At 58.4% G+C, this 23,994-nt stretch carries 25 protein-coding genes; 18 read left to right on the plus strand and 7 right to left on the minus strand.

Translation table 11 applies throughout. The features are described 5' to 3' along the window. Positions 1 to 31 precede the first annotated feature (31 nt). The 18 genes from ACR3EM_RS17185 (at position 32) to ACR3EM_RS17270 (ending at position 16,943) form a co-directional block, all read left to right on the plus strand. Positions 32 to 247 (plus strand): DUF1127 domain-containing protein, encoded by a 216-nt coding sequence (locus ACR3EM_RS17185; protein ID WP_480471837.1) that lies wholly within the window; start codon positions 32 to 34, stop codon positions 245 to 247. Positions 248 to 447: 200 nt separating this feature from the next. Beyond that, positions 448 to 921 carry a 50S ribosomal protein L15 gene (rplO, locus tag ACR3EM_RS17190; RefSeq protein ID WP_170592313.1) on the plus strand — a complete coding sequence of 158 codons (474 nt, stop codon included), beginning with the start codon at positions 448 to 450 and terminating at the stop codon, positions 919 to 921. Positions 922 to 1,030: 109 nt separating this feature from the next. Then, the gene (secY, locus tag ACR3EM_RS17195; protein WP_480471838.1) at positions 1,031 to 2,395 is read left to right on the plus strand and encodes a preprotein translocase subunit SecY; all 1,365 of its coding nucleotides are present in this window, start codon (positions 1,031 to 1,033) and stop codon (positions 2,393 to 2,395) included. Further along, positions 2,392 to 3,036: an adenylate kinase gene (locus tag ACR3EM_RS17200; RefSeq protein ID WP_480471839.1), complete on the plus strand. Its 645-nt coding sequence runs from the start codon at positions 2,392 to 2,394 to the stop codon at positions 3,034 to 3,036. The genes secY and ACR3EM_RS17200 overlap by 4 nt, the downstream gene beginning before the upstream one ends. 200 nt (positions 3,037 to 3,236) lie before the next feature. After that, a complete protein-coding gene (gene rpsM / locus ACR3EM_RS17205) occupies positions 3,237 to 3,605 on the plus strand; it encodes a 30S ribosomal protein S13 (RefSeq protein ID WP_008757392.1) in 369 nt (122 codons plus the stop codon). A gap of 15 nt (positions 3,606 to 3,620) precedes the next feature. Further along, on the plus strand, positions 3,621 to 4,010 hold the full coding sequence (gene rpsK, locus ACR3EM_RS17210; RefSeq protein ID WP_008757289.1) for a 30S ribosomal protein S11: 390 nt from the start codon (positions 3,621 to 3,623) through the stop codon (positions 4,008 to 4,010). A 114-nt stretch (positions 4,011 to 4,124) separates the two neighbouring features. Further along, positions 4,125 to 5,141, plus strand: a complete 1,017-nt coding sequence (locus tag ACR3EM_RS17215) for a DNA-directed RNA polymerase subunit alpha (RefSeq protein ID WP_010437127.1) — start codon at positions 4,125 to 4,127, stop codon at positions 5,139 to 5,141. A gap of 163 nt (positions 5,142 to 5,304) precedes the next feature. Beyond that, a complete protein-coding gene (rplQ, locus tag ACR3EM_RS17220; RefSeq protein ID WP_170613748.1) occupies positions 5,305 to 5,727 on the plus strand; it encodes a 50S ribosomal protein L17 in 423 nt (140 codons plus the stop codon). Positions 5,728 to 5,885: 158 nt separating this feature from the next. Beyond that, positions 5,886 to 6,941: a TauD/TfdA family dioxygenase gene (locus ACR3EM_RS17225; RefSeq protein WP_480471840.1), complete on the plus strand. Its 1,056-nt coding sequence runs from the start codon at positions 5,886 to 5,888 to the stop codon at positions 6,939 to 6,941. A gap of 79 nt (positions 6,942 to 7,020) precedes the next feature. Beyond that, complete coding sequence (locus ACR3EM_RS17230; protein ID WP_480471841.1) at positions 7,021 to 8,406, plus strand: trypsin-like peptidase domain-containing protein; 1,386 nt, start codon at positions 7,021 to 7,023, stop codon at positions 8,404 to 8,406. Between the two features lie 3 nt (positions 8,407 to 8,409). Beyond that, positions 8,410 to 9,720 carry a replication-associated recombination protein A gene (locus tag ACR3EM_RS17235; protein WP_480471842.1) on the plus strand — a complete coding sequence of 437 codons (1,311 nt, stop codon included), beginning with the start codon at positions 8,410 to 8,412 and terminating at the stop codon, positions 9,718 to 9,720. Positions 9,721 to 9,832: 112 nt separating this feature from the next. After that, positions 9,833 to 10,876, plus strand: a complete 1,044-nt coding sequence (locus ACR3EM_RS17240; RefSeq protein ID WP_480471843.1) for an RluA family pseudouridine synthase — start codon at positions 9,833 to 9,835, stop codon at positions 10,874 to 10,876. Continuing rightward, positions 10,873 to 11,547: an HAD-IA family hydrolase gene (locus ACR3EM_RS17245; protein WP_480471844.1), complete on the plus strand. Its 675-nt coding sequence runs from the start codon at positions 10,873 to 10,875 to the stop codon at positions 11,545 to 11,547. The genes ACR3EM_RS17240 and ACR3EM_RS17245 overlap by 4 nt, the downstream gene beginning before the upstream one ends. A 1-nt stretch (position 11,548) precedes the next feature. After that, a complete protein-coding gene (locus tag ACR3EM_RS17250; protein ID WP_480471845.1) occupies positions 11,549 to 12,256 on the plus strand; it encodes an ATP12 family chaperone protein in 708 nt (235 codons plus the stop codon). A 206-nt stretch (positions 12,257 to 12,462) separates the two neighbouring features. Further along, entirely contained in the window at positions 12,463 to 13,479 is a 1,017-nt protein-coding gene (locus ACR3EM_RS17255) for an amino acid ABC transporter substrate-binding protein (protein WP_480471846.1), read from the plus strand. A 125-nt stretch (positions 13,480 to 13,604) separates the two neighbouring features. Then, complete coding sequence (locus tag ACR3EM_RS17260; protein ID WP_480471847.1) at positions 13,605 to 14,837, plus strand: amino acid ABC transporter permease; 1,233 nt, start codon at positions 13,605 to 13,607, stop codon at positions 14,835 to 14,837. 3 nt (positions 14,838 to 14,840) lie between these two features. Further along, a complete protein-coding gene (locus tag ACR3EM_RS17265; protein WP_480471848.1) occupies positions 14,841 to 16,139 on the plus strand; it encodes an amino acid ABC transporter permease in 1,299 nt (432 codons plus the stop codon). Positions 16,140 to 16,151: 12 nt separating this feature from the next. Then, the gene (locus ACR3EM_RS17270; protein ID WP_269149813.1) at positions 16,152 to 16,943 is read left to right on the plus strand and encodes an amino acid ABC transporter ATP-binding protein; all 792 of its coding nucleotides are present in this window, start codon (positions 16,152 to 16,154) and stop codon (positions 16,941 to 16,943) included. 46 nt (positions 16,944 to 16,989) lie between these two features. Here ACR3EM_RS17270 and ACR3EM_RS17275 read toward each other — a convergent pair whose 3' ends face one another. The 7 genes from ACR3EM_RS17275 to ACR3EM_RS17305 all read right to left on the minus strand — a co-directional run bounded on the left by ACR3EM_RS17275 (position 16,990) and on the right by ACR3EM_RS17305 (position 23,983). Then, positions 16,990 to 17,487 carry a SixA phosphatase family protein gene (locus ACR3EM_RS17275; protein ID WP_480471849.1) on the minus strand — a complete coding sequence of 166 codons (498 nt, stop codon included), beginning with the start codon at positions 17,485 to 17,487 and terminating at the stop codon, positions 16,990 to 16,992. Beyond that, positions 17,484 to 18,167 carry a ferredoxin gene (locus ACR3EM_RS17280; protein WP_480471850.1) on the minus strand — a complete coding sequence of 228 codons (684 nt, stop codon included), beginning with the start codon at positions 18,165 to 18,167 and terminating at the stop codon, positions 17,484 to 17,486. Before ACR3EM_RS17280 ends, ACR3EM_RS17275 begins: the two co-directional genes overlap by 4 nt. A gap of 19 nt (positions 18,168 to 18,186) precedes the next feature. Next, the gene (gene argB / locus ACR3EM_RS17285; RefSeq protein ID WP_480471851.1) at positions 18,187 to 19,050 is read right to left on the minus strand and encodes an acetylglutamate kinase; all 864 of its coding nucleotides are present in this window, start codon (positions 19,048 to 19,050) and stop codon (positions 18,187 to 18,189) included. A 60-nt stretch (positions 19,051 to 19,110) separates the two neighbouring features. Beyond that, on the minus strand, positions 19,111 to 19,764 hold the full coding sequence (gene yihA / locus ACR3EM_RS17290) for a ribosome biogenesis GTP-binding protein YihA/YsxC (protein ID WP_480471852.1): 654 nt from the start codon (positions 19,762 to 19,764) through the stop codon (positions 19,111 to 19,113). Then, on the minus strand, positions 19,761 to 20,498 hold the full coding sequence (locus ACR3EM_RS17295; protein ID WP_480471853.1) for an MOSC domain-containing protein: 738 nt from the start codon (positions 20,496 to 20,498) through the stop codon (positions 19,761 to 19,763). Before ACR3EM_RS17295 ends, yihA begins: the two co-directional genes overlap by 4 nt. After that, on the minus strand, positions 20,495 to 22,318 hold the full coding sequence (gene yidC, locus ACR3EM_RS17300) for a membrane protein insertase YidC (protein WP_480471854.1): 1,824 nt from the start codon (positions 22,316 to 22,318) through the stop codon (positions 20,495 to 20,497). Before yidC ends, ACR3EM_RS17295 begins: the two co-directional genes overlap by 4 nt. A gap of 126 nt (positions 22,319 to 22,444) precedes the next feature. Then, complete coding sequence (locus ACR3EM_RS17305) at positions 22,445 to 23,983, minus strand: putative bifunctional diguanylate cyclase/phosphodiesterase (RefSeq protein WP_480471855.1); 1,539 nt, start codon at positions 23,981 to 23,983, stop codon at positions 22,445 to 22,447. Positions 23,984 to 23,994: the final 11 nt, after the last annotated feature.

Genomic DNA, 23,994 nt, shown 5'->3' on the forward strand with positions numbered 1-23,994 from the left:
AATACGCCTCGGTACAGAAAGGATTAGAAACATGGCACATACAGCTACTCTGACACATGGCGGCTTCAATCTGCGGGGCCGTATCGCGGCCTTCGTTGAAGGCATGAAAGAAACCCGCGCGCGCGCGATCGAATACAACCGCACCTATTCCGAGCTTCAGCGCCTCAGCAATCGCGAGCTGGACGATATCGGTATTCGTCGGTGCGACATTGCTGATATCGCGCGTGAACACGCGTACTGCTCGTAAGACACCTACCACTCACGAAGAAAGGGGCGCCGGACCGGCGCCTCTTTTGGTTTTGGCAGTTGTAATACAACAAACCTTGCAACCGAAGGCGCGACGCTGTAGAGCGCTCCGGTGGCATCGCGCCACGAGAATCAAAACCAAGAAACGCCGTGGTTGGCCCATCACGCTTCGGGGGTCACATCCGGCATAGGAGAAGCGATATGAAACTGAACGAATTGCGCGACAATCCCGGCGCTGCACCGAAACGCACTCGCGTTGGCCGTGGTCCCGGTTCCGGCAAAGGTAAAATGGGTGGCCGTGGTATCAAAGGCCAGAAATCCCGTTCGGGTGTGGCCATCAATGGCTACGAAGGCGGCCAGATGCCGCTGTACCAGCGTCTGCCTAAGCGTGGCTTCAACAAGCCGAACCGCAAGGAATTCGCCGTTATCAATCTGGGCCTGATCCAGAAATTCGTCGACGCCGGCAAGCTGGATGCCAAAGCTGCGATCACCGAGGACGCGCTGGTTGCATCCGGTCTGGTCCGTCGCAAGCTGGACGGTGTCCGCGTTCTGGCGAAAGGCGAGATCAGCGCGAAAGTGAACCTGGAAGTCACCGGTGCTTCGAAAGCTGCTGTTGAGGCAGTTGAGAAAGCGGGCGGTTCACTGACGGTCACAAAAGCTGCTGCGGCAGAGTAAGCGCTTGTGAGCGGGCCAAGACCCGCTTACATAGACCTCAGAGTTTTCCAAGACGCCGCCCGAGCCGGAAAACGGTTCCGGGCGGTGTTTTCATAAGAGAGACCGATTTATGGTATCAGCAGCAGAACAAATGGCAGCCAACACAAGCTGGGCTGCTTTGGGCAAAGCTACCGATCTGCGCAACCGCATCCTGTTCACGCTGGCCTTGCTGATCGTCTATCGTCTGGGCACCTTCATTCCGGTTCCGGGCATCGACGGGCAGGCGCTGCGCGAGTTCATGGAGCAGGCAGGGCAGGGCATCGGCGGCATGGTTTCGATGTTCACCGGCGGGGCGCTGGGGCGGATGGGTATCTTTGCCCTCGGCATCATGCCTTACATTTCGGCCTCGATCATCGTGCAGCTGCTGACATCGATGGTTCCCGCGCTCGAACAGCTCAAGAAAGAGGGCGAGCAAGGGCGTAAGAAGATCAACCAATACACCCGTTTCGGCACCGTGGCGCTGGCCACCGTTCAGGCTTATGGTCTGGCCGTTTCGTTGGAATCGGGCGATCTGGCGACCGATCCGGGCATGTTCTTCCGGATGTCGACCATGATCACTCTGGTCGGTGGTACCATGTTCCTGATGTGGCTGGGTGAGCAGATCACCGCACGCGGCATCGGCAACGGTATCTCTCTGATCATCTTCGTCGGCATCATCGCCGAAGTTCCCGCCGCTCTGGCGCAGTTCTTCGCAAGCGGACGCAGCGGCGCGATCAGCCCTGCCGTGATCGTGGGTGTGATTGTCATGGTCATCGCCGTGATCACCTTTGTGGTGTTCATGGAACGCGCTCTGCGCAAGATCCATATTCAATACCCGCGCCGTCAGGCCGGTATGAAAGTCTATGAAGGCGGCTCCAGCCACCTGCCGGTCAAAGTGAACCCGGCGGGCGTGATCCCGGCGATCTTTGCCAGCTCGCTGCTGCTGCTGCCGGTGACGATCTCGACCTTCTCTTCGGGGGCGACCAATGGACCGATCATGTCATGGCTGCTGGCCAACTTTGGCCCCGGACAGCCGCTCTATCTGCTGTTCTTCGCCTCGATGATCGTGTTCTTTGCCTATTTCTATACGTTCAACGTGTCGTTCAAACCGGATGATGTGGCGGACAACCTGAAAAAGCAGAACGGATTTGTTCCCGGCATTCGTCCCGGCAAGAAAACGTCTGAGTACCTGGAATACGTGGTCAACCGCGTGTTGGTTCTGGGTTCAGCTTATCTGGCAGCCGTCTGTCTGTTGCCGGAAATCCTGCGGAACCAGTTTGCCATTCCGTTCTATTTCGGTGGCACCTCGGTTCTGATTATCGTCTCTGTGACCATGGACACGATCCAACAGGTCCAGAGCCATCTGCTAGCGCATCAATACGAAGGTCTTATCGAAAAGTCCCAGCTGCGTGGTAAGGGGAAGAAACGTAACAGGAAGGGACCTTCTCGTAGATGAACATCATTCTTCTCGGCCCCCCGGGGGCAGGCAAGGGGACGCAGGCACGTCACCTGGTTGAAACACGCGGCATGGTACAGCTGAGCACAGGCGACATGCTGCGCGAAGCAAAAACCTCGGGCACCGAAATGGGCCAGAAGGTTGCGGCCATCATGGACGCAGGCAAGCTGGTCACCGATGAGATCGTGATCGGCCTGATCGAAGAGAAACTGACCTCGGAAACGGGTGCCGGTTTCATCTTTGACGGCTTCCCCCGCACGCTGGCGCAAGCCGACGCGCTGGCGGCGCTTCTGACCAAGCTGGGGCAATCCCTGCACACCGTGATCGAAATGCGCGTGGATGACGATGCATTGGTAGATCGTATCACCGCACGCTCGACCTGCGGCGGATGTGGTGAAGTCTACAACGACATCACCAAACCGATCCCGGCCGATGGCAAGTGCACCAATTGCGGTAAAGAGAATGACTTCCAGCGTCGTGCAGACGACAACGAAGACAGCCTGCGCACGCGTCTGATGGAATACTACAAGAAGACGTCGCCGCTGATTGGCTATTACTATGCCAAAGGCGATCTGCGTCCGGTGAACGGACTGGCGGATATCAAGGAGGTCACGGCGTCGATCGAAGCCATTCTTGGCTGATTTTGATATGGGCTTGACGCCAACGCCAAAAGCCCATATCGACCCCCATCCCTAAAGGGAATCAAGACCGCATGCGGGATTCGTCCCAATTGCCCCGACCACCTCGAATAATACTGGACCCTCTGGCGTCACTGCCACGGTCAAGTGTTGTGAAAAAAGGTTCCGGAGTTACGGAACCGCAACAAAAAGGAAAGTGACACGTGGCACGTATTGCCGGCGTAAACATCCCGACTGCAAAGCGGGTACCAATCGCCCTCACATATATCACCGGTATCGGAAACACTTCGGCCAAAGCGATCTGCGAAGCCGTAGGCATTGAAGCGCACCGTCGCGTCAACGAACTGTCCGACGCCGAAGTTCTGGCCATCCGCGAGCACATCGATGCAAACTTCACCGTCGAAGGTGACCTGCGTCGTGAAGTTCAGATGAACGTCAAGCGCCTGATGGACCTGGGCTGCTATCGCGGTCTGCGTCACCGCCGCAACCTGCCGGTTCGCGGTCAGCGTACCCACACCAATGCTCGTACCCGCAAAGGCCCCGCAAAGGCCATTGCCGGTAAGAAGAAATAAGGGAGGGTCTGACCGATGGCACGTGATAAGACTCGCGTTAAGCGCAAAGAGCGTAAGAACATCGCATCGGGCGTTGCCCATGTGAACTCGACCTTCAACAACACCAAGATCCTGATCTCGGACGTACAGGGTAACGCCATCTCGTGGTCGTCTGCCGGTACTATGGGTTTCAAAGGATCGCGGAAATCGACACCCTACGCCGCACAGATGGCTGCAGAAGATGCAGGCAAAAAGGCGCAGGAACATGGCGTCAAGACGCTGGAAGTCGAAGTTCAGGGCCCCGGTTCGGGTCGTGAATCGGCTCTGCGTGCGCTGGCTGCAGTGGGCTTCAACATCACGTCGATCCGCGACGTGACCCCGATCGCTCATAACGGCTGCCGTCCGCCGAAGCGTCGTCGCGTCTAAGCGATTTTGAATTAAGCTGGGGCTGTGTTTTTGCACGGCCCCAGCACGTCATTTTGAACCTCGGGCGTCTGCACCTTGTTGGTCATGGGGCGCGGACAGGAATGGAGGGATTACATGATCCATAAGAATTGGGCAGAATTGATCAAGCCGACCCAGCTTGACGGCAAGCCGGGCAACGACCCTGCACGTCAGGCAACCCTGGTTGCCGAGCCGCTGGAGCGTGGCTTTGGTCTGACCCTGGGTAACGCGCTGCGCCGCGTTCTGATGAGCTCGCTGCAAGGCGCGGCCATCACCAGCGTTCAGATCGATAACGTACTGCACGAGTTCTCCTCGGTCGCGGGCGTACGTGAAGACGTCACCGACATCATCCTGAACCTCAAAGGCGTTTCGCTGCGCATGGAAGTCGAAGGCCCCAAGCGCCTGTCGATCAATGCCAAAGGCCCCGCAGTTGTCACCGCCGGCGACATCAGCGAAAGCGCTGGCATCGAGGTTCTGAACCGCGATCACGTCATCTGCCACCTGGACGATGGCGCAGACCTGTTCATGGAACTGACCGTCAACACCGGCAAGGGCTACGTCTCGGCTGAAAAGAACAAGCCCGAAGACGCGCCCATCGGCCTGATCCCGATCGACGCGATCTATTCGCCGGTCAAAAAGGTTGCCTATGACGTTCAGCCGACCCGTGAAGGTCAGGTTCTGGACTATGACAAGCTGACCCTGAAGATCGACACCGACGGTTCGATCACACCCGAGGATGCACTGGCCTTTGCCGCACGTATCCTGCAGGATCAGCTGTCAATCTTCGTCAACTTCGACGAGCCGGAATCGGCTGGCCGTCAGGACGAAGACGATGGTCTGGAGTTCAACCCGCTGCTGCTGAAGAAAGTGGACGAGCTGGAGCTGTCGGTCCGTTCGGCAAACTGCCTGAAGAACGACAACATCGTTTACATCGGCGATCTGATCCAGAAGACCGAAGCCGAGATGCTGCGCACCCCGAACTTCGGCCGCAAGTCGCTGAACGAGATCAAGGAAGTGCTGTCCGGCATGGGTCTGCACCTCGGCATGGATGTCGAGGACTGGCCGCCCGACAACATCGAAGATCTGGCGAAGAAGTTCGAAGACGCCTTTTAAGTCAGTGCCGGGCTGAAGCCCGGCCTGCAAGGTTGTACAACACGGACGCTCCGCCCATTGCGGGGCGTACAACACGAAAGACCCGGGCAATCCTGCCCCAAGGAGAGCCGGTGACACGCATCGCCGGCCAGACAAAGCAAAACGCGAAAGAAGGAATTAGAAAATGCGTCACGCACGTGGTTACCGCCGCCTGAACCGTACTCATGAGCACCGTAAAGCTCTGTTTGCAAACATGGCTGGCTCGCTCATCGAACATGAGCAAATCAAAACAACTCTGCCCAAGGCAAAAGAACTGCGCCCGATCATCGAAAAGCTGGTCACTCTGGGCAAGCGTGGCGACCTGCACGCCCGCCGTCAGGCTGCATCGCAGCTGAAAGAAGACAAAGATGTCGCCAAGCTGTTCGAAGTTCTGGGCCCCCGCTACGCCGAGCGTCAGGGCGGTTACGTCCGCATCCTGAAAGCAGGCTTCCGCTATGGCGACATGGCTCCGATGGCGATCATCGAATTCGTTGATCGTGACGTTGACGCCAAAGGCGCGGCTGACAAGGCCCGCGTTGCCGCCGAAGAGGCAGCAGACGAAGAATAAGAAAGTCATTCTTTCTGACTTGAGCCCCTGCGTTTCAGACGCGGGGGCTTTTCTTTTGCGATCAGCCGGTGTCGCAATCAGGTTGTTTTCGACGAATTCTGGTGATGAAACCAAGCCTGCCTTGTTCCACTCTGAAAAACAGCTGAGGAGGTTGGATCATGACAGTGCTTTCCGAGATACCCGCGCAATTAACCGGTCCTTCGGTTTGGACTGGGGCCGAGATGCGCGCGCGTCAGGCAGACTGGATTGTGGACCTGACGCCGGATGATGTTGCCGATCTTGAGCAGGCGGCACACCACTACCTGTCTCTTGGGCGTGACATCGGCCAAATGACGAAGGCTGATTTTCCACTAAAGCACTTCGACCAACATCTGGCTTACCTGCGCGACAAGTTGATCAATGGCATTGGGTTCGAAGTCCTGCGCGGTCTGCCAACCGGGACCTATACGCAGGAAATGGCAGCCGCGATTTTCTGTGGCGTCGGGGCGCATCTGGGGTCGGCCCGTTCTCAGAATGCACAGGGACATATCCTCGGGCATGTCCGCGACATTGGCGCGGATGCAAACGATCCTAATACCCGTATCTACCAGACCCATGAGCGCCAGACCTTCCATACTGACAGCGCCGATATCGTTGGCCTGTTATGCCTGCGTGATGCCAAAGAAGGTGGTGACTCGCTGCTGGTGAGTGCAGAAGCGATCTATAACCGGATGCGGGCTGAATGCCCCAACCTGCTGGAATGCTTGTTCGATCCTGTCGCAACCGATCGGCGCGGAGAAGTCCCTGAAGGGATGGAGCCGTTCATGACCATCCCGCCCTTCACATGGCATAATGGCAAGCTGACGGTGTTTTATCAGAGACAGTATATCGACAGCGCGCAGCGCTTTCCGGAAGCAATGCGGTTGAGCGATGATCACGTTGCGGCCTTGGATACATTTGATGCCCTTGCCAATGACCCCGAGATGCATCTGACCATGCGGTTGCAGCCCGGCGATATGCAATTTGTTTATAACCACTCTCAGCTACATGATCGCACAGGGTTTACGGACTGGCCCGATCCCACTCAGCGCCGCCACTTGTTCCGCCTCTGGCTGTCGCCCGAAGGCGACCGGGAACTGCCCGAAGTGTTCACGCAACGCTACGGCACGATTGAGGTTGGAAATCGGGGTGGGATCATAACCAAAGGAACCCAGCTACACGCGCCGTTGGACTGAGACGACACCTGTCAGGGTATGCTTGCATTATCGCCTGCATAGACGCATATCCAACGCAGTCTTGCAGGTAGAGGTAAAGATGGTTCGTGCGTCCCTTCTGGCTTTTTTCATGATCAGCGCGTCGGTCGCGTCCGCTGAGACACGCGTGCCGACATCGCAGGCGGAAATCTCATTGGGGTTTGCGCCGGTTGTGAAGCAAGCATCGCCCGCTGTGGTTAATATTTACGCCAAGATCGTCAGAGAGGGGCGGGTCAATCCGTTGTTTTCTGACCCGTTCTTTCAGGATTTCTTTGGCCGGGGTTTCAACCAGCCGCAGCAGCGTGTGCAGAATTCATTGGGATCGGGGGTGGTCCTGTCTGAAGACGGTTATGTGGTCTCGAACTACCATGTCGTCGGGACCGCCACTGAAATCCGGGTGGTGACGACGGATCGGCGCGAATACTCGGCAGAGGTCGTGCTGGGCGACAAGGAAAGCGATATTGCGATCCTGAGGCTGGAAGAAGCGCAGGACTTGCCATTTCTGAAGCTGCGCGACTCTGATCATGTTGAAGTGGGCGAGCTTGCCCTGGCCATCGGCAACCCTTTTGGAGTTGGGCAGACAGTGTCGTCAGGCATCATCTCGGGGCTGGCGCGCACCGGGACGGCGACGGGTAATGCGCGGGGATATTTCATTCAGACGGATGCGGCGATCAACCCGGGTAATTCCGGGGGCGCCCTCATCGATGTGAATGGGGATTTGATCGGCATCAATACTTCAATCCTGACCCGTTCAGGCGGATCAAACGGGATCGGCTTTGCGATCCCGGCAAATCTGGTGGCCGAGTTTTTGCGGCAAGCGCAGGGCGGTAATGACAGTTTCATCAGCCCCTGGGCCGGGATTTCCGGCCAGCACATGAGCGCAGATATTGCCGAGTCGCTGGGTCTGACATTCCCCATGGGCGTGGTGGTTTCTGATATTCATCCGCTAAGCCCGCTGGGCGAGGCCGGGTTGCGCGTGGGTGATGTGGTGACACATGTGGACGGGGATGAAGTGAACTCACCCGCCGAAATGAAATTCCGCATGTCTGTGGCAGGGGTCGGCGGGACGTCCGTGCTGACCCGTCTGCGCGGCGATCAGAGAGATGACGTCAGCGTGGAGCTGGTCAAGGCGCCGGATACGCCTGCCGCGGACGAAACGACTCTGACCGACCGTACGGTGATGCCGGGTCTGACCGTATCGCGCATCAATCCCGCAGTGATTACGCGGTTGCGGCTGCCCCTGTCTGTGGACGGTGTTGTGGTTGTCGATGCCGGTCGCTATGGCGGACGCTCGGGCCTGCGGGTCGGAGATGTGCTGAGCCGTATCAACGACACCGATATCGCCGCCCCCGATGATGTGATCGAAGCGCTCACCAATCCGGGCCGCCGCCTGCAGTTTGAGCTGCAGCGGGACGGGCGCACCGTGTCCCTGCGGTTCCGGTTGTAAATCTTGGCGGATCTGTTTGATACCGGTTCCTCTGAACCTGCGGCTTCTCCGCACCGTCCGCTGGCCGATCGGCTGCGCCCGCAATCGCTGGCTGAGGTGATAGGACAGGAACAGGTTCTGGGCCCGGATGCTCCGCTGGGGGTCATGCTCGCTTCTGGCAGTTTGTCGAGCCTGATTTTTTGGGGGCCGCCAGGGGTCGGTAAAACCACCATCGCGCGTTTGCTGGCGCAAGAGACGGATCTGCATTTTGTTCAGATCAGTGCCATCTTCACCGGCGTGCCTGATCTGAAGAAAGTCTTTGAGGCCGCGAAAATCCGGCGTCAGAACGGGCAGGGTACGCTGCTGTTCGTCGACGAGATCCACCGGTTCAACAAGGCACAACAGGACGGGTTCCTGCCGCATATGGAAGACGGCACCATCCTGCTGGTGGGTGCCACGACCGAGAACCCCTCGTTCGAGTTGAACGCCGCTGTGCTTAGCCGGGCGCAGGTGTTGGTGCTGGAGCGGCTCAGCCTTGCCGATCTCGAACGGCTGACCCAACGCGCTGAGAAAGAGCTGGGCCGCGCCTTGCCTCTGACCGGACAGGCGCGCGAGGCATTGCAGGAGATGGCGGATGGCGACGGTCGGGCGCTGTTGAACCTGATCGAGCAGGTGGCGGCCTGGACGGTCGATGCGCCTTTGGACCCCGACGCACTGTCGACAAGGCTGATGCGGCGCGCGGCGAAATATGACAAGTCGGGGGATGAGCATTACAACCTGATCTCGGCCCTGCACAAATCGGTGCGCGGTTCGGACCCGGACGCGGCGCTGTACTGGTTCGCGCGGATGCTGACCGGGGGCGAAGACCCACGCTATCTGGCGCGTCGGATCACCCGTATGGCCGTCGAAGATATCGGGCTGGCTGACCCGCAGGCACAGGCGATCTGCCTGCAATCGTGGGAGACCTACGAACGGCTTGGCAGTCCCGAGGGTGAACTGGCACTGGCACAGGCGCTGGTCTATCTGGCCCTGGCCCCAAAATCGAACGGAACCTATGTGGGTTATAAGGCGGCGATGAATCTGGCCAAGCAATCGGGCAGCGAGCCACCGCCCAAACATATCCTGAACGCGCCGACGTCGTTGATGAAGGATCAGGGCTATGGCGCAGGCTATGCCTATGATCATGATGCCGAAGACGGGTTTTCGGGGCAGAACTATTTCCCCGACGGTATGGAACGACCCGCGCTCTATCAGCCAGTCGAACGCGGGTTCGAGCGTGAGTTGAAAAAGCGGTTGGATTATTTCGCGAAGCTACGGGCGCAGCGGAACACGTGATAGGCTCGGCTTGACTCTTCGCGCGAGGCGCGCGACAGACGCGCATGTTTTCTAAGACACTGAAACGGGTAAATTCCGGGCGGATCGACCGCGCGGGGCAAGGGGCAATGGCATGAGTGGCGTGCAGATGATCACAGTCGCAGAGGGCGATGGCGACCAGCGGTTGGATCGTTGGCTGCGCCGCCTGTTCCCGCATGTCAGTCAGGGCCGGATCGAGAAGATGTGCCGCAGGGGCGAGCTGCGGGTTGATGGCGGGCGCGTCAAGGCCTCGACCCGGCTTGAGGTTGGGCAGTCGGTGCGTGTGCCACCGCTGCCGGATGCCGATCATAAGCCGGCCGAGGTGCGGCGCAGCATCTCGGATGCGGATGTGAAGATGATCCAGTCCTGCGTGATCTACAAGGACGACCACGTTCTGGCGCTCAACAAGCCGCATGGCCTGCCGGTGCAGGGTGGAAGTGGTCAAACCCGCCACGTCGATAGTCTGTCCGAGGCGCTGCGCTTTGGCTATGATGAGGACCCGCGCCTTGTGCACCGGCTGGACAAGGACACGTCCGGAGTTCTGCTGATGGCCCGCACGCGTGAGGCCGCCAAGGGGCTGACGGCGGCGTTCCGGCATCGCAACACGCGCAAGATCTATTGGGCGTTGGTGGCCGGCGTGCCGACGCCTTATCTGGGCGAGATCAAGACCGGGCTGGTCAAGGCCCCCGGCCATGGCAAGCAGGGTGAAGGCGAGAAGATGATCGCCGTGCATCCGAGCGAAGTGAACGATACGCCCGGCGCAAAGCGTGCGCATACGCTCTATGCAACGCTTTATCGTGTGGCAGGGCGCGCGGCCTGGGTGGCGATGGAGCCGGTCACAGGCCGTACCCATCAGTTGCGCGCGCATATGGCGGCCATCGGACATCCGATCATCGGCGATGGTAAATATGGCGGCTCGGGGCAGGAGAACCTGGGCGATGGCTGGGGCGCGCAGTTGGGTGGCATCATCAGCAAAAAGCTGCATCTTCACGCCCGCAGCCTGTCCTTTGAACATCCGATGACGCGCAAACCCATCTCGCTTTCGGCGCCGCTGCCTGATCATATGAAGCACAGCTGGGATACGCTGGGCTGGACAGAAGACCTTGCGGCGGATGATCCGTTCGAGGAACTGCGATGAGCGCGCCTCTGCGGCTGGTTCTGTTCGATGTGGATGGCACGCTGGTCGACAGTCAGGGGGCGATCGTTTCGGCGATGACCGCCAGTTTTCAAGCGCTTTCGCTGCCTGTTCCGGATCGGTTGGCAATTCTGTCCATTGTAGGTTTGTCGCTGCCACATGCTATGGCACGCCTTGCACCGGATCAGTCGGTGAATGTGCAAGATCGATTGGTCGAGGGCTACAAGCAAGCCTATCACGCGCAGCGTTTGGAACAGGGTGCTGCCAGCTCACCACTCTATCCCGGTGCCCGCGAGGTGATCGAGGAACTGCATGAGCGTGACGAAATCCTGCTGGGTGTTGCCACTGGCAAATCCCAACGCGGTCTCGATGCGTTGCTAGAGGCGCACGGGCTTGAGCGCTATTTCGTCACGCGGCAGGTGGCAGACCATCACCCTTCAAAGCCGCACCCTTCGATGATTGAAACTGCTCTTGTGGAAACCGGCGTCGCGCAACAACAGGCGGCGATGATTGGCGATACCAGCTTCGATATGGAGATGGCCGCAGTCGCGCAGATCGCGGGTATCGGGGTCAGTTGGGGTTATCACGATCAATCCGCGTTGCGCGCCGCGCACACCGTGATCGACAGTTTTGAGCAATTGCCAGACGCACTGGCCAGAATCTGGGGCATTTAAGATGAGCGACTGGAAACCCAAACGCTTCTGGACTTCAAGCACGGTCGTGGAGGCCGAAGATGGCCATACGGTCGAGTTGGATGGCCGCCGGGTAAAAACACCCGCCAAGGCAGCTCTGGTGCTGCCCACCCGCGCAATGGCTGAGGCCGTTGCCGCCGAATGGGATGCGCAGGAAAACGAGGTCGATCCGAGCACGATGCCATTCACCCGCTCGGCCAACGCGGCCATTGATAAGGTACGTCATCAGCATGCCGAAGTTGCCGACATGCTTGCGGATTACGGCGATTCGGACTTGCTGTGCTATCGCGCAACCCATCCCGAAACGCTCCAGACGCGGCAGGCCGAGGCATGGGATCCAGCGCTTGACTGGGCGGCTGAGGCGCTGGGGGTGCGGCTGGTTCCACTGGCCGGTGTGGTGCATCAACCGCAGAATACCGCTGCTTTGGAGGCACTGCGCGCGCGGGTTCGCGGTCTCAATCCGTTCCAGTTGGCTGCGTTTCACGATCTCGTGAGTCTGTCGGGTTCATTGATTCTTGGTTTTGCCGCCGCTCAGAATTGGCGCAAACCGGACGAGATATGGCGCATTTCGGGGCTTGATGAACTGTGGCAGATCGAACAGTGGGGGCATGACGAGGAAGCGGACGCCGCCGCCCGGATCAAAGAGGCCGCCTTTTTGCACGCAAAACACTTCTTTGATCTCTCTTCCTGAGACTTGATTGGCAAAAATAGCCTTTTTGAGCGCAATTTCTGCAACATCGACCTATCGATTTCGCTGATCCGGCCCTTGACGTTTGTTGATGAATACGCCCAAACTTGGGCCACTAAAGGGGAGACACCTTTTGGGTAACCTTTCTGGCGCGCCTGCGCCGGATCGAACCGTCCCTGAAAGGGATGGAAAATCAGGAAGAGGTAAAAATGAAAAAATCCGTAATCTTGGGCGTGGCGACTATTGCCGGCCTGGCCGCTGGCGCAGCTGCGGCAGGGACCGTTGACGATGTCAAAGCACGCGGCAAGCTGAACTGCGGTGTGACCACCGGTCTGGTCGGCTTCGCTGCACCCGACGCAAATGGCGAATGGCAGGGTTTTGACGTCTCGCTGTGCCGTGCCGTTGCCGCTGCTGTTCTGGGCGATGCAAACGCTGTTGAATTCGTTCCGACCACCGGTAAGACCCGCTTTACAGCTCTGGCTTCGGGCGAGATCGATATGCTGGCCCGTAACACCACCTGGACCTTCAGCCGCGACGTCGACCTGAAGTTCGAATTCGTTGGTGTGAACTACTATGACGGTCAGGGCTTCATGGTTCCCAAGGCACTGGGCGTGAGCTCGGCCAAGGAACTGGACGGCGCAACCGTCTGCATCCAGACCGGCACCACCACCGAGCTGAACCTGGCGGATTTCTTCCGCTCGAACAACATCAGCTATGAGCCGGTTCCGATCGAAACCAACGCTGAAGCGCAGCAGCAGTACCTGGCTGGCGCATGTGATGTTTACACCACCGACGCATCGGGCCTGGCCGCAACCCGCGCCACGTTCGAAAACCCCGGTGATCACGTCCTTCTGCCCGAAATCATCTCGAAAGAGCCGCTGGGCCCGCTGGTCCGTCACGGCGATCACGAGTGGGGCGACGTTGTCCGTTGGACCCTGAACGCGCTGGTCTCGGCTGAAGAGCTGGGCGTGACCTCGGCCAATATCGATGAGATGAAAGCCGGCACCGACAACCCCGAAGTGAACCGTCTGCTGGGTACCGAAGGCACCCTGGGCGAGATGCTGGGTCTGGACGCCGACTGGGCGGCCAAGGCAATCAAAGCCGGTGGTAACTACGGCGAAGTCTTTGCCAAGAACATCGGTGAAGAAACCCCGATCGGTCTGGCACGCGGCCTGAACGCACAGTGGACCGACGGCGGCCTGCTGTACTCGCCGCCGTTCCGCTAAGACATTCGAAGGAGAGGGCGCGGGGCAACCTGCGCCCTCTTCTCATCAAAATGCTGCGGACAGCTAATGAGCAGGGAAAACCCTGCCGATAAAGAAGAGTCCGCAAGCCACGGGGATCCCAAAATATGTCGACTATGACTGACCCACCGAAAGCTGATTTTCGGTTGTCAATGCTCATAAACGATACCCGCTATCGCTCTCTTACCTTTCAGGTGATCGCGGCCGTCGTTATTGCGCTTTCCATCTGGTATCTTGGCAACAACCTGATCCAGAACCTCCGGGCCGCAGGGCTCAATATTTCCTACTCATTTCTGGGCGACCCTTCGGGGTACGACATCAACCAGCGCCTGATCGAATATGACAGCCAGTCCTCGCATGGACGCGCCGCTGTTGTCGGTATCCTCAACACTCTGCTGGTTGCATTCCTGGCCTGTATCACTGCCACTGTTTTCGGTGTGATCGCGGGCGTGTTGCGTCTGTCGAACAACTGGCTCGTCTCAAAGCTGATGGCGGTCTATGTCGAGATCTTCCGGAACATTCCGGTCCTGATCTGGATCATCATTATCTTCACCATCATGACGGCTGTGCTGCCGGGGCCCAGGGCGTTCCGTGGTGACAACCCGACCTCCAGCATGTTGTTCGATCTGTTCGCCTTTACCAATCGTGGGGTCTATATTCCGCGACCCGAATTCGCGAATGGCTTGTTCAGCGTTAACATTCTGAACTGGCTTCTGGTCATTGCTGTGTTGGTCGGCTCATGGTTTGCAACGCGTGAAATCGAAAAACGCGCGACCCTGAAACAAGAACAGACTGGTGATCGCCCCAAGACCGGCATGGTGAAGCTGGCCGTCTGGCTGGTTCCGTTGGCCATCCTGATGGTGATCATGGGTCTGACCTGGGATGTGCCCGCGCTGAAAGGTTTCAACTTCAGCGGTGGCATCAAGATCGGTGGGCCACTGATTGCCTTGTGGTTCGCACTTTCGATCTACACCGGCGCGTTTATCGCGGAAAACGTACGCGCGGGCATTCAGGCGATCAGCAAAGGTCAGACCGAGGCCGCGGCCGCTTTGGGTCTGCGCCCGGGTCGGATTATGAACCTTGTGATCCTGCCGCAGGCGCTGCGGGTAATCATCCCGCCGCTGATTTCGCAATATCTGAATATCACCAAGAACTCCTCTCTGGCGATTGCCGTGGGTTACGCGGATATCACTGCGACTCTTGGCGGTATCACGCTGAACCAGACCGGGCGTGCGATCGAGTGTGTTCTGCTGTTGATGCTGTTCTACCTGACAGCCTCGCTGCTGATCTCGATGGCGATGAACATCTACAACGCATCCGTCAAGTTGAAGGAGCGCTGAGCCATGGCTGATCAAACAACAAACCCGATCGCCTTTGTGGCCGAAGGCACCATCCCTCCGTCGCCTCCACCGGCGAACCAGACGGGTATCGTAAAATGGCTGCGCGAGAACCTCTTCTCGGGCGTGTCCAACACGATCCTGACGGTTCTGTCGCTGATGCTGATCTATGTGCTTCTGAAGAATACGTTGCCATGGATTATGAACGGTGTGTGGAATGCCAACTCACTTGCGGAATGCCGCGAGATCCTTGCTGGTAAAACAGGGGCGTGTTTTGCGGTACTGACCGAACGCTGGCCTCAGCTTATCTACGGGTTCAAGTATCCTGACGATGCGTATTGGCGGCCTAATCTGGCCTTTGTACTGATGCTTGCAGCTGTTGCGCCGGTCTTGTTCTTTGACCTTCCGCGCAAGCTACTGATCTTTACAGCCCTCTATCCCTTTATCGCTTTCTGGCTGATTTGGGGTGGCACGATCTTGGTACCCTTCGTCGCGCTGCTTGGCTGCGTTGCTGCGGGTGCTGTCTTTCAGAAGCTCGGGAAGAACAGCTTTGCCGCTGGATTCTTCGGGGCCATTATCGTTGCTTTGGTTGTCTGGAAGCTTGGCGGTGCGTTGATCCCAGAAGATGCGTCCGAGGGGGCATGGCTTTCAGCTGTTCCCAGCCGCGATCTGGGGGGCTTCATGCTCAACATGATGCTGGGCTTGGCCTGCGTTTCGTTGTCTGTCCCGTTGGGGATTGCACTTGCGCTGGGCCGTCAGTCGAACATGCCGCTGATCAAGTGGGTCTGCGTTATCTTCATCGAATTCATCCGTGGCGTGCCTCTGATCACGCTGCTGTTCGTGGCTTCGGTGATGTTGTCGTATTTCTTCCCGCCTGACAGCACGGTCGACCTGTTCCTGCGCGTTGTGATCATGATCACCATGTTCTCCGCCGCCTATATCGCCGAGGTGATCCGCGGCGGTCTGGCAGCGCTTCCGCGCGGACAGTACGAGGCAGCAGACAGTCTGGGTCTGGATTACCCGCAGGCGATGCGGCTGATCATCCTGCCGCAGGCTCTGAAGATCTCGATCCCCGGGATCGTGAACGTGGCCGTGGGCCTGTTCAAGGACACCACACTGGTTTCGGTCATTTCGATGTTCGATCTGGTGGGCATGATCCGGGGTCCCATCCTGGCGTCGACCGAATGGAACGGCGTCTATTGGGAGCTTCTGGGCTTTGCCGCGCTTCTGTTCTTCGTCGTCTGTTACGGCATCTCTCAATATTCCCAGTGGCTCGAGCGTCGCCTTGCCACGGATCATCGTTAAGGAGTTCAACACATGTCTGAACTTGCAGTAGAACGCGAAATCGATCGCTCCAAGATGCAGGTGAGCGACGAGGTCGCCATCGAAATCAACGGCATGAACAAGTGGTACGGGTCCTTCCACGTGCTGCGCGACATCAATCTGACCGTCAATCAGGGCGAGCGGATTGTTATCGCTGGGCCGTCAGGGTCGGGCAAATCGACCCTGATCCGCTGCCTGAACGCGCTGGAAGAACACCAGCAGGGCACGATCGTCGTAGACGGGACCGAGCTGTCGAATGACCTCAAGAACATCGACAAAATCCGGTCCGAGGTTGGCATGGTGTTCCAGCACTTCAACCTGTTCCCGCATCTGACCATTCTGGAAAACTGCACGCTGGCCCCGATCTGGGTGCGCAAGACGCCCAAGAAAGAGGCCGAAGAGCGCGCGATGCATTTCCTTGAAAAGGTGAAGATTCCGGATCAGGCGCTGAAATATCCCGGCCAGCTTTCGGGTGGTCAGCAGCAACGTGTGGCGATCGCGCGCTCGCTTTGCATGATGCCGCGGATCATGTTGTTCGATGAACCGACATCGGCGCTGGACCCGGAGATGATCAAAGAGGTGCTCGACACCATGATCGAACTGGCCGAAGAAGGCATGACCATGCTCTGTGTGACCCACGAGATGGGCTTTGCCCGTCAGGTCGCCAACCGCGTGATCTTTATGGATGCCGGTCAGATCGTGGAACAGAACGAACCCGAAGAGTTCTTCAACAACCCGCAAAGCGAGCGGACCAAGCTGTTCCTCAGCCAGATTCTGGGACACTGATCCAAGCGAAGCGATTGAAAAGGCGGGGTTTTGACCCCGCCTTTTTTCATTCCATCAACTCGCGCGGAATGACAAATCTTTCTACTGCGCCACTGTGCCAAGTCACGTTTGGCCAGCTCTGAGCTTCAAACCGGATCACGGTCGTCGCACAAGTCGGGTAGTCGTAAAATCTGAGATGATCCGGCGCTTGCCGTACAATCCTTTTAGCAAAATCCCCGATACCGGGGTTGTGCCCGATCATCAGAACCGTTCGTCCTCGGGCTCCGTTCAAAACGGAGAGCATATTATCTGACCCCGCATGGTAGAGGCCTTGGGTGAACTCCACACTGGCGGCCTCAAGCCCCATCCTGTCCCAGGTTTCGTGCGTACGCGCAGAACTCGAACTGATCACCTCATCCGGCAACCAGCCATTCTTGCGAAGCCATCCGCCAATTGCTGCCGCTGATTTGCGTCCGCGGTTATTCAGCGGGCGATCATGATCGTTCAGGAACGGGTCGTCCCAACTCGATTTGGCATGGCGGGCTAAGATCAGTGTGCGGGTCATGAGGGATGAAATGCCCTCATATGGTGTGCAGACTGTTCCGGATCGCGCTTTGCGCCCGCGCTGAGCGGGCAAGCCAGTCGTGCAAGGCATCCCCCGGTCATGCAGGTCTGACCTTCGTCTGTGTTCAGATGATCATGGCAGGCCGTAACATCATAGAAACTATGAGGATTGAGCGCGCCAACCGGGCACGTTGTGGTGCAGGGCGCGGAGCAAGTGGTACAGGGCGAGGCGGAAATAACTTCAGGGATCGCGAATTCTTCCGGGAAGTGTAGCGCCCCTCGGTACGAGATCAGCATCCCGACTGTATCGTGCACCAGCGCTCCGACCGGGCTGCTGAAGGTGCGACCGGACTTGAGCGCCCAGTCGATGAAAGGCGCATAAGGCGGGCCGCCGAATGGAAAGTGAGCTTCAGCGCCAAGCTCATGCGCCATCTGGCCAACAACGCGGGTTGACCACCGATCCACCGGATCTGTGTGTTGCCACTCAGGGGCGGCTTTCAATACTGGCCAGAAGGCGCCGGCAGTCCCCAGCAATATCAGTGTGCCGGTCTCCAGCTGTTTGGTTTCAGTCACGCGGGGGTGCAAAGCGCCCATGATGATGAGGCCTGCAGCCTTAGCAGCTTGCGCGACGCGCGTGAATTCTGGGCAGATATCTGAAGAGGTGTCTGATTTGTCAGTCATCGAAACCTCAACGCATCGATCAGTCAGGTCGGATCAGCGAGCCTGCGCCATGTTCCGTGAACAGCTCCAGCAAAACCGCATTGGGCGCGCGCCCGTCAAGGATGACAACGGCTCGAACACCGCTGTGGAGGGCGTCCAGAGCTGTCTCTGTCTTTGGGATCATACCGCCCGCAATCGTGCCTTCCAGCGTCATTTCACGGATTTGCCCGGCTTTGAGTTCGGTCACGACCTCTCCGGCGGCGTTCTTGACGCCCGAGACATCGGTCAGCAGCAGCAGACGATCCGCCTTGAGCGCTGAGGCAATCGCACCCGCTGCTGTGTCGCCGTTGACGTTGAATGTCTCACCCTCGCGGCCAGCACCCAAGGGGGCGATTACCGGGATCACGTCATGTGAGAACAGATCGTGCAAAATTTTGGGGTTCATCTCGGATGGTGAACCGACAAACCCGAGCGAAGGGTCCGTTTGGTTGCAGATCATAAGGTTAGCGTCCTTGCCCGACAGACCAACGGCCGAGCCTCCCTGGCCGTTGATCGCCTGCACAATGCGCTTGTTGACGAGACCCGAAAGCACCATCTCAACCACCTCTACGGTGGCTTTGTCGGTCACGCGCTTGCCGCCCACGAATTCAGACTGGATGTCCAACTTGTCCAGCATTGCATTGATCATCGGGCCACCGCCATGAACGATGACCGGGTTCACCCCGACCTGGCGCATCAGAACCACGTCGCGGGCAAAGCTTTCCATTGCTTCGTCACTGCCCATGGCGTGGCCGCCCAGCTTAATGACGACAATCGCGCCGTCATAACGCTGCAGGTAGGGCAGGGCGCTGTTCAAGGTGGCTGCTGTGGCGATCCAGTCCCGATTCATATCTCGTGTCTTCATGGCTAAAGTCCCTCTGACACACCGTGTTAGGGCCTTTGCCCGGCGCTGCCAAGGGCGAAGCTATTCCAGATGCGCGATGATCGAGCGCAAGGTCGGAATCCCGTCGCCTTTCTCGGACGAGGTCAGCACGATTTCAGGGAATGCCGCAGGGTGTTTCGACAATGCGCTGCGCACCTGTTCCAGAACCTTCTCGCGATCTTTGGCCTTGACCTTGTCGGCCTTGGTCAGCACGCATTGAAAGGTTACGGCGCTGGTGTCCAGCAGCTTCATGATCTCGGCATCGACCGGTTTCACCCCATGGCGCGAGTCGATCAGCACAAAGGCACGGCGCAGGGTTTGACGACCGCTCAGGTATTGCTTCAGCAACCGTTGCCACTTCTCAACCACCTTGACCGGTGCGTTGGCATAGCCATAGCCGGGAAGGTCCACCAGATAGAGCTCTGGGCCTTGGGTAAAAAAGTTGATCTCTTGTGTGCGGCCCGGTGTGTTGGAGGCACGTGCGAGACCTTTGGTGCCGGTCAGTGCGTTGATCAGGCTGGACTTGCCCACATTCGAACGCCCGGCGAAGCAGACTTCCAGCCGGTCAGGGGCAGGCAATCCGTCCATAGCGACGACGCCTTTGACAAACTCTGAAGGTCCGGCAAACAGCTTGCGCCCGATTTCCGCTGCAAACTCGTCGGGCGTCTCGGCCAGTGGGAATGGCAGCGCGGTCATAGCAGTTGAACCTTGTCACCGGCGCGGATGATGCCACCTTCCCGCACCTCTGCGTAGACACCGAAATCCTGATGATCCCAGCTGTTCAACGCACCCAGCGTGTCGGCATCCCGCTCGCCCGTTTCAGGGTTGGCGGTGGTCGCCATGCAGCGTGTAATACGCTCGCGGACGTGAAAGACCACCTCACCAATGCGGATATCGCGGTCAATCCAGTCGAACTCTTCCCACAGCGGGAGCCCATCGAACCAGATATTGCCGCGCCAACGGGTGATGGATAGGTCGCGACCCAGCTTCTGTTCGACTGCTCGATGCGAGGCCATGCTGCACAGGCTGATTGATGGATAATCGCTGTCCGTCATGCCGCGACCGGGAACGCGGATAATACGAGCGGATGCAGCGCGATCGGCAGGCATCAACGGCTTGACCCACTCCAGAAACGCTTGCTGTTGCGTATCAGGCTCAAAGCTCAGGTCGGGCCTGTTTGGATGGCGCAGCGTGACGGTGTTGCCGTGCAATTGCGCCGAGATTGCCATCAATTGAGGTGCCTTCGAACCTCGGCTGAAATTGGTGCAGGGCACCCATTCCGACCCGTCTGCCTTGGAAACCTCATGCGCCACTGCCCAAACACGATCCCCGGGCATGGTCTGCCCGGGGGTCATGGTGACTTGATCAAGGCTTTCACGCCCGTGGCTTTTGATCGGATGCCGCCACAGCGCGGTAACTGCGCCGCTCATTTATCGTCCGTTTTTGGCGTGCGCTTGAAGCCGGATTTGATGTTGCCGAACACATCAGGCGTATAGCCCTGGCTGCGCATGATCAGATATTGTTGGGTAAAGGTGATCGTGTTGTTTGCAATCCAGTAGACAACCAGACCGCTTGCAAAGCCACCCAGCATGAACATGAACACCCACGGCATCCAGGCAAAGATCATCGCCTGCGTCGCGTCGGTTGGTGCCGGGTTCAGCTTCTGCTGCAGCCACATCGAGATACCCAGCAACAGCGGCAGGATACCGATGAAGATCAGCGCCATGAAGCTCTCGGGCTGCGGCGCTGCCCAAGGCAGCCAGCCAAAGAAGTTGTAGATCGAGGTTGGATCCGGCGCGCTGAGATCCTGGAACGGGCCAAACCAGGGCGCTTGACGCAGTTCGATGGTGACGAAGATCACCTTATACAGCGAGAAGAAGATCGGGATCTGCAGCAGGATCGGCAAACAGCCCGCGGCGGGGTTCACCTTTTCCTTCTTGTAGAGCTCCATCATGCCCTGTTGCATCTTCTGGCGGTCATCGCCAGCAGCCTCTTTCAGGGCCTCCATCTGTGGCTGGAGTTCTTTCATCTTCGCCATCGAGACATAGGATTTGAATGCCAGCGGGAACAGGATCGCCTTGATGATCAGCGTCAGACCGATGATCGACCAGCCCATATTGCCGATCAGAAGGTTGATATTATGAAGCAACCAGAAGATCGGTTTGGTCAGGAAGAAGAACCAGCCCCAATCGATGCTGTCGATGAATTTCTGCACGCCTTCGGACTGATACTCGCGAATGGCTTCCCATTCCTTGGCACCCGCGAACAGACGCGTGCTGACCTCTTCGGTCGCGCCAGCGGCAACGGTCAGCGTCGGCAATACGGTTTCCGTCTGATAGATCTTGCGGCGCGAGTCGTATTTGGCCGCGGCTTTGAACGCCGATCCGGGGTCGGGGATCAAGGTGGTCATCCAGTAATGGTCGGTAAAGCCGATCCAGCCGTCCTGTTTGACCTGATACACCTCGGCCTGTGCGCGCTCAGTGGAGTCGATGTCAAAATCGCGCACATCGCCATAATCGACCTCGGACAATGTGCCGTCCGCCATGCCGATCACGCCTTCATGTAGGATGAAGAAGTTCTTGAGACCCGGCAGATCGCCATCTTCGCCGATACCATGACGCGCCAGAATGCCGTAAGGAGCCATGCTGACCTCGGACGCAGTGGCGTTTTCGACCGACTGGGTCACCGAGAACATGTAGTTTTCATCTACCGAAATGGTGCGTCGGAAGGTTAGGCCGTTGCCATTGTCCCAAGCCAGGGTGATTGGAGTGTCCACACCCAGCGCGTCGCCCTGCTCAAGCGTCCAGAGGGTGTTGGGACCGGGAACATCAGTGCCGGATACGCCAGAACCCGGGGCCCAACCGTAGAGGGCGTAGTAGGCGGATTCAGAGCCTACAGGGGACAGCAGCTCGACAATGGGAGCACCTTCGTCGATGGAAACTTTGTAGTCTTTCAGGAACAGCTCATCAATGCGGCCGCCCGACAGTGACAGGCTGCCTTTCAGACGCGGTGTGTCGATCTCTACGCGCGGGGCTTGTTCTTCGGGCAGTGTTTCGTCAGCGGCGGCGCTTGCCTCACCAACAGTGCCGGAGGCACTGGGCGTTTGAACCTCGTCACCTTCAAGAGCAGCGATCGTGGCCTCTTCCTCTGTCGCCGTCGGTTCCGGAGGTGGGAACAGTACGAACCAGACAAGGATCACCAGAAAGCTGAGCGCGGTTGCGAGGATAAGATTCTTATTCTGATCGTCCATCGGGGACAGCCACCTTAAGCAGTGAAACACACCCGGTGGGTTCAACAGAGTGCAGGCCCAAAGGTCAAGCGGAATCGCCAGCCAATTCGCCGCAATGGCGGATTCAATCCACCAGTTACATCGAATTCATCCCATTTTGCGCCCGATCTTGGGGGTGCCCTTGATCTTGGCCCGGTGCGCGGCGATCCACTCTTGCGTCTGTTCATAAGGCATGGGTTTGGCGATGCCGAACCCCTGTACGTGATCACTGCCCAATTGCGCCATCAATGCGTGCTCACCAGCCGTCTCGATACCTTCAGCAAGGGTTTCCAGGTTCAGCCGCTCTGCCATCGTCAGAATGGCGCTGACCAGTTGTTGTTGACTAGGGTCCTGATCTGCCCTGGTCACGAAAGAACGGTCAATCTTGATGCGTGAAACGTCAAAGCGCTTGATGGATGCGATCGAGGCATGGCCGGTTCCGAAATCATCCAGATCGATGCAGCAACCCAGGGCCGCTAAGGCGGTTACATTTCGGGTGATCACGTCGTCGGGACGGCGGGAAAAGACAGTCTCTAACACTTCGACGGCCAGCCTGTCAGGGGTCAGGTCAAACTGATCCAATTCCCATCTCAGCCGATCAACAAGGCTGGGATTGCGCAGCTCGTCTGACGAGAAATTGATGCCGATCCGAGGCACCACGAGGCCGGCGCGATCCCAGTTTCGCATTGCATCAAAAGCGTGATGCCGCAAGACCTGCCCCAGTTGCTCCATCAGGTCGGCCTGCTCGGCGAAAGGTAGAAAGACCTGAGGACCGAGGACTCCTTTGCTTGGGTGTTCCCATCGGGCAAGCGCTTCGAACCCGGTGATGTTGCCCGTATCCGTGGAGATCTGTGGTTGGAACCAAGGGCGTATCTCACCATGGTCCAGCGCGGCCTCGAAATCCCGCCGCAGGTTGGCGCGAACCAGGGACCGCCGCCGAGTCTCGGTAGAATAAGCGCGGATCGTCGAAGGCCCGCTGCGCTGGGCCTCGGTGAGCGCGGAGCAGGCGGCTTCGATCCATTCCCCGGCATCTGCATCCAGCACATCGGAACGCAGACAAAAACCCACTGAACAGGACAGATAAACGCTGGCACCGTTGAGCAGAACAGGATCTTCGATCGCGGTCTGAAGACGACCTGACATCTGAATACAGGCCTCAAGATCGAGGTGGGGCGAGGGTTGCAGCCCGATCAGATACCGATTCTGGTAAATGTGGGTAAAGACATCGTGGCTTCGGATGATGGCAAGGATGCGATCACTGAATTGCAGTGTGATATGGTTCGCTGCGGCCTGACCATGGGCATCCATCAGATCGGCGAAGTCATCCAATGCCACCGCGATACAGGCAGCATTGTCGCCGCTACCTTTTGCGGTGTCGCTCAGAACCTGCATCTCGGCCTGGAACACGTCGTTCGCAACCAATCCGGAGGGGCGAGCCCCCGGGCTTGTTGCCCGATGCAGCTGGCGACCCCAACCGCTCGCGGCGCTCAGCAGCGGCAAACCAAGCGCCGTGAGCAGCAAAGCGACCTCTCCACCCAGCCAGAAGGCAGCGAGGCAGGCGGCAGGTACAAATGCAAGCGCCTGCGGCCCGCTGAGGCCGGTGCGCAGCAACTCAAGGATTCGGTCAACAGAGACAATATTCCGCATCGGTTTCGACG

It is taken from the genome of Ruegeria sp. AH3 (assembly GCF_056536265.1).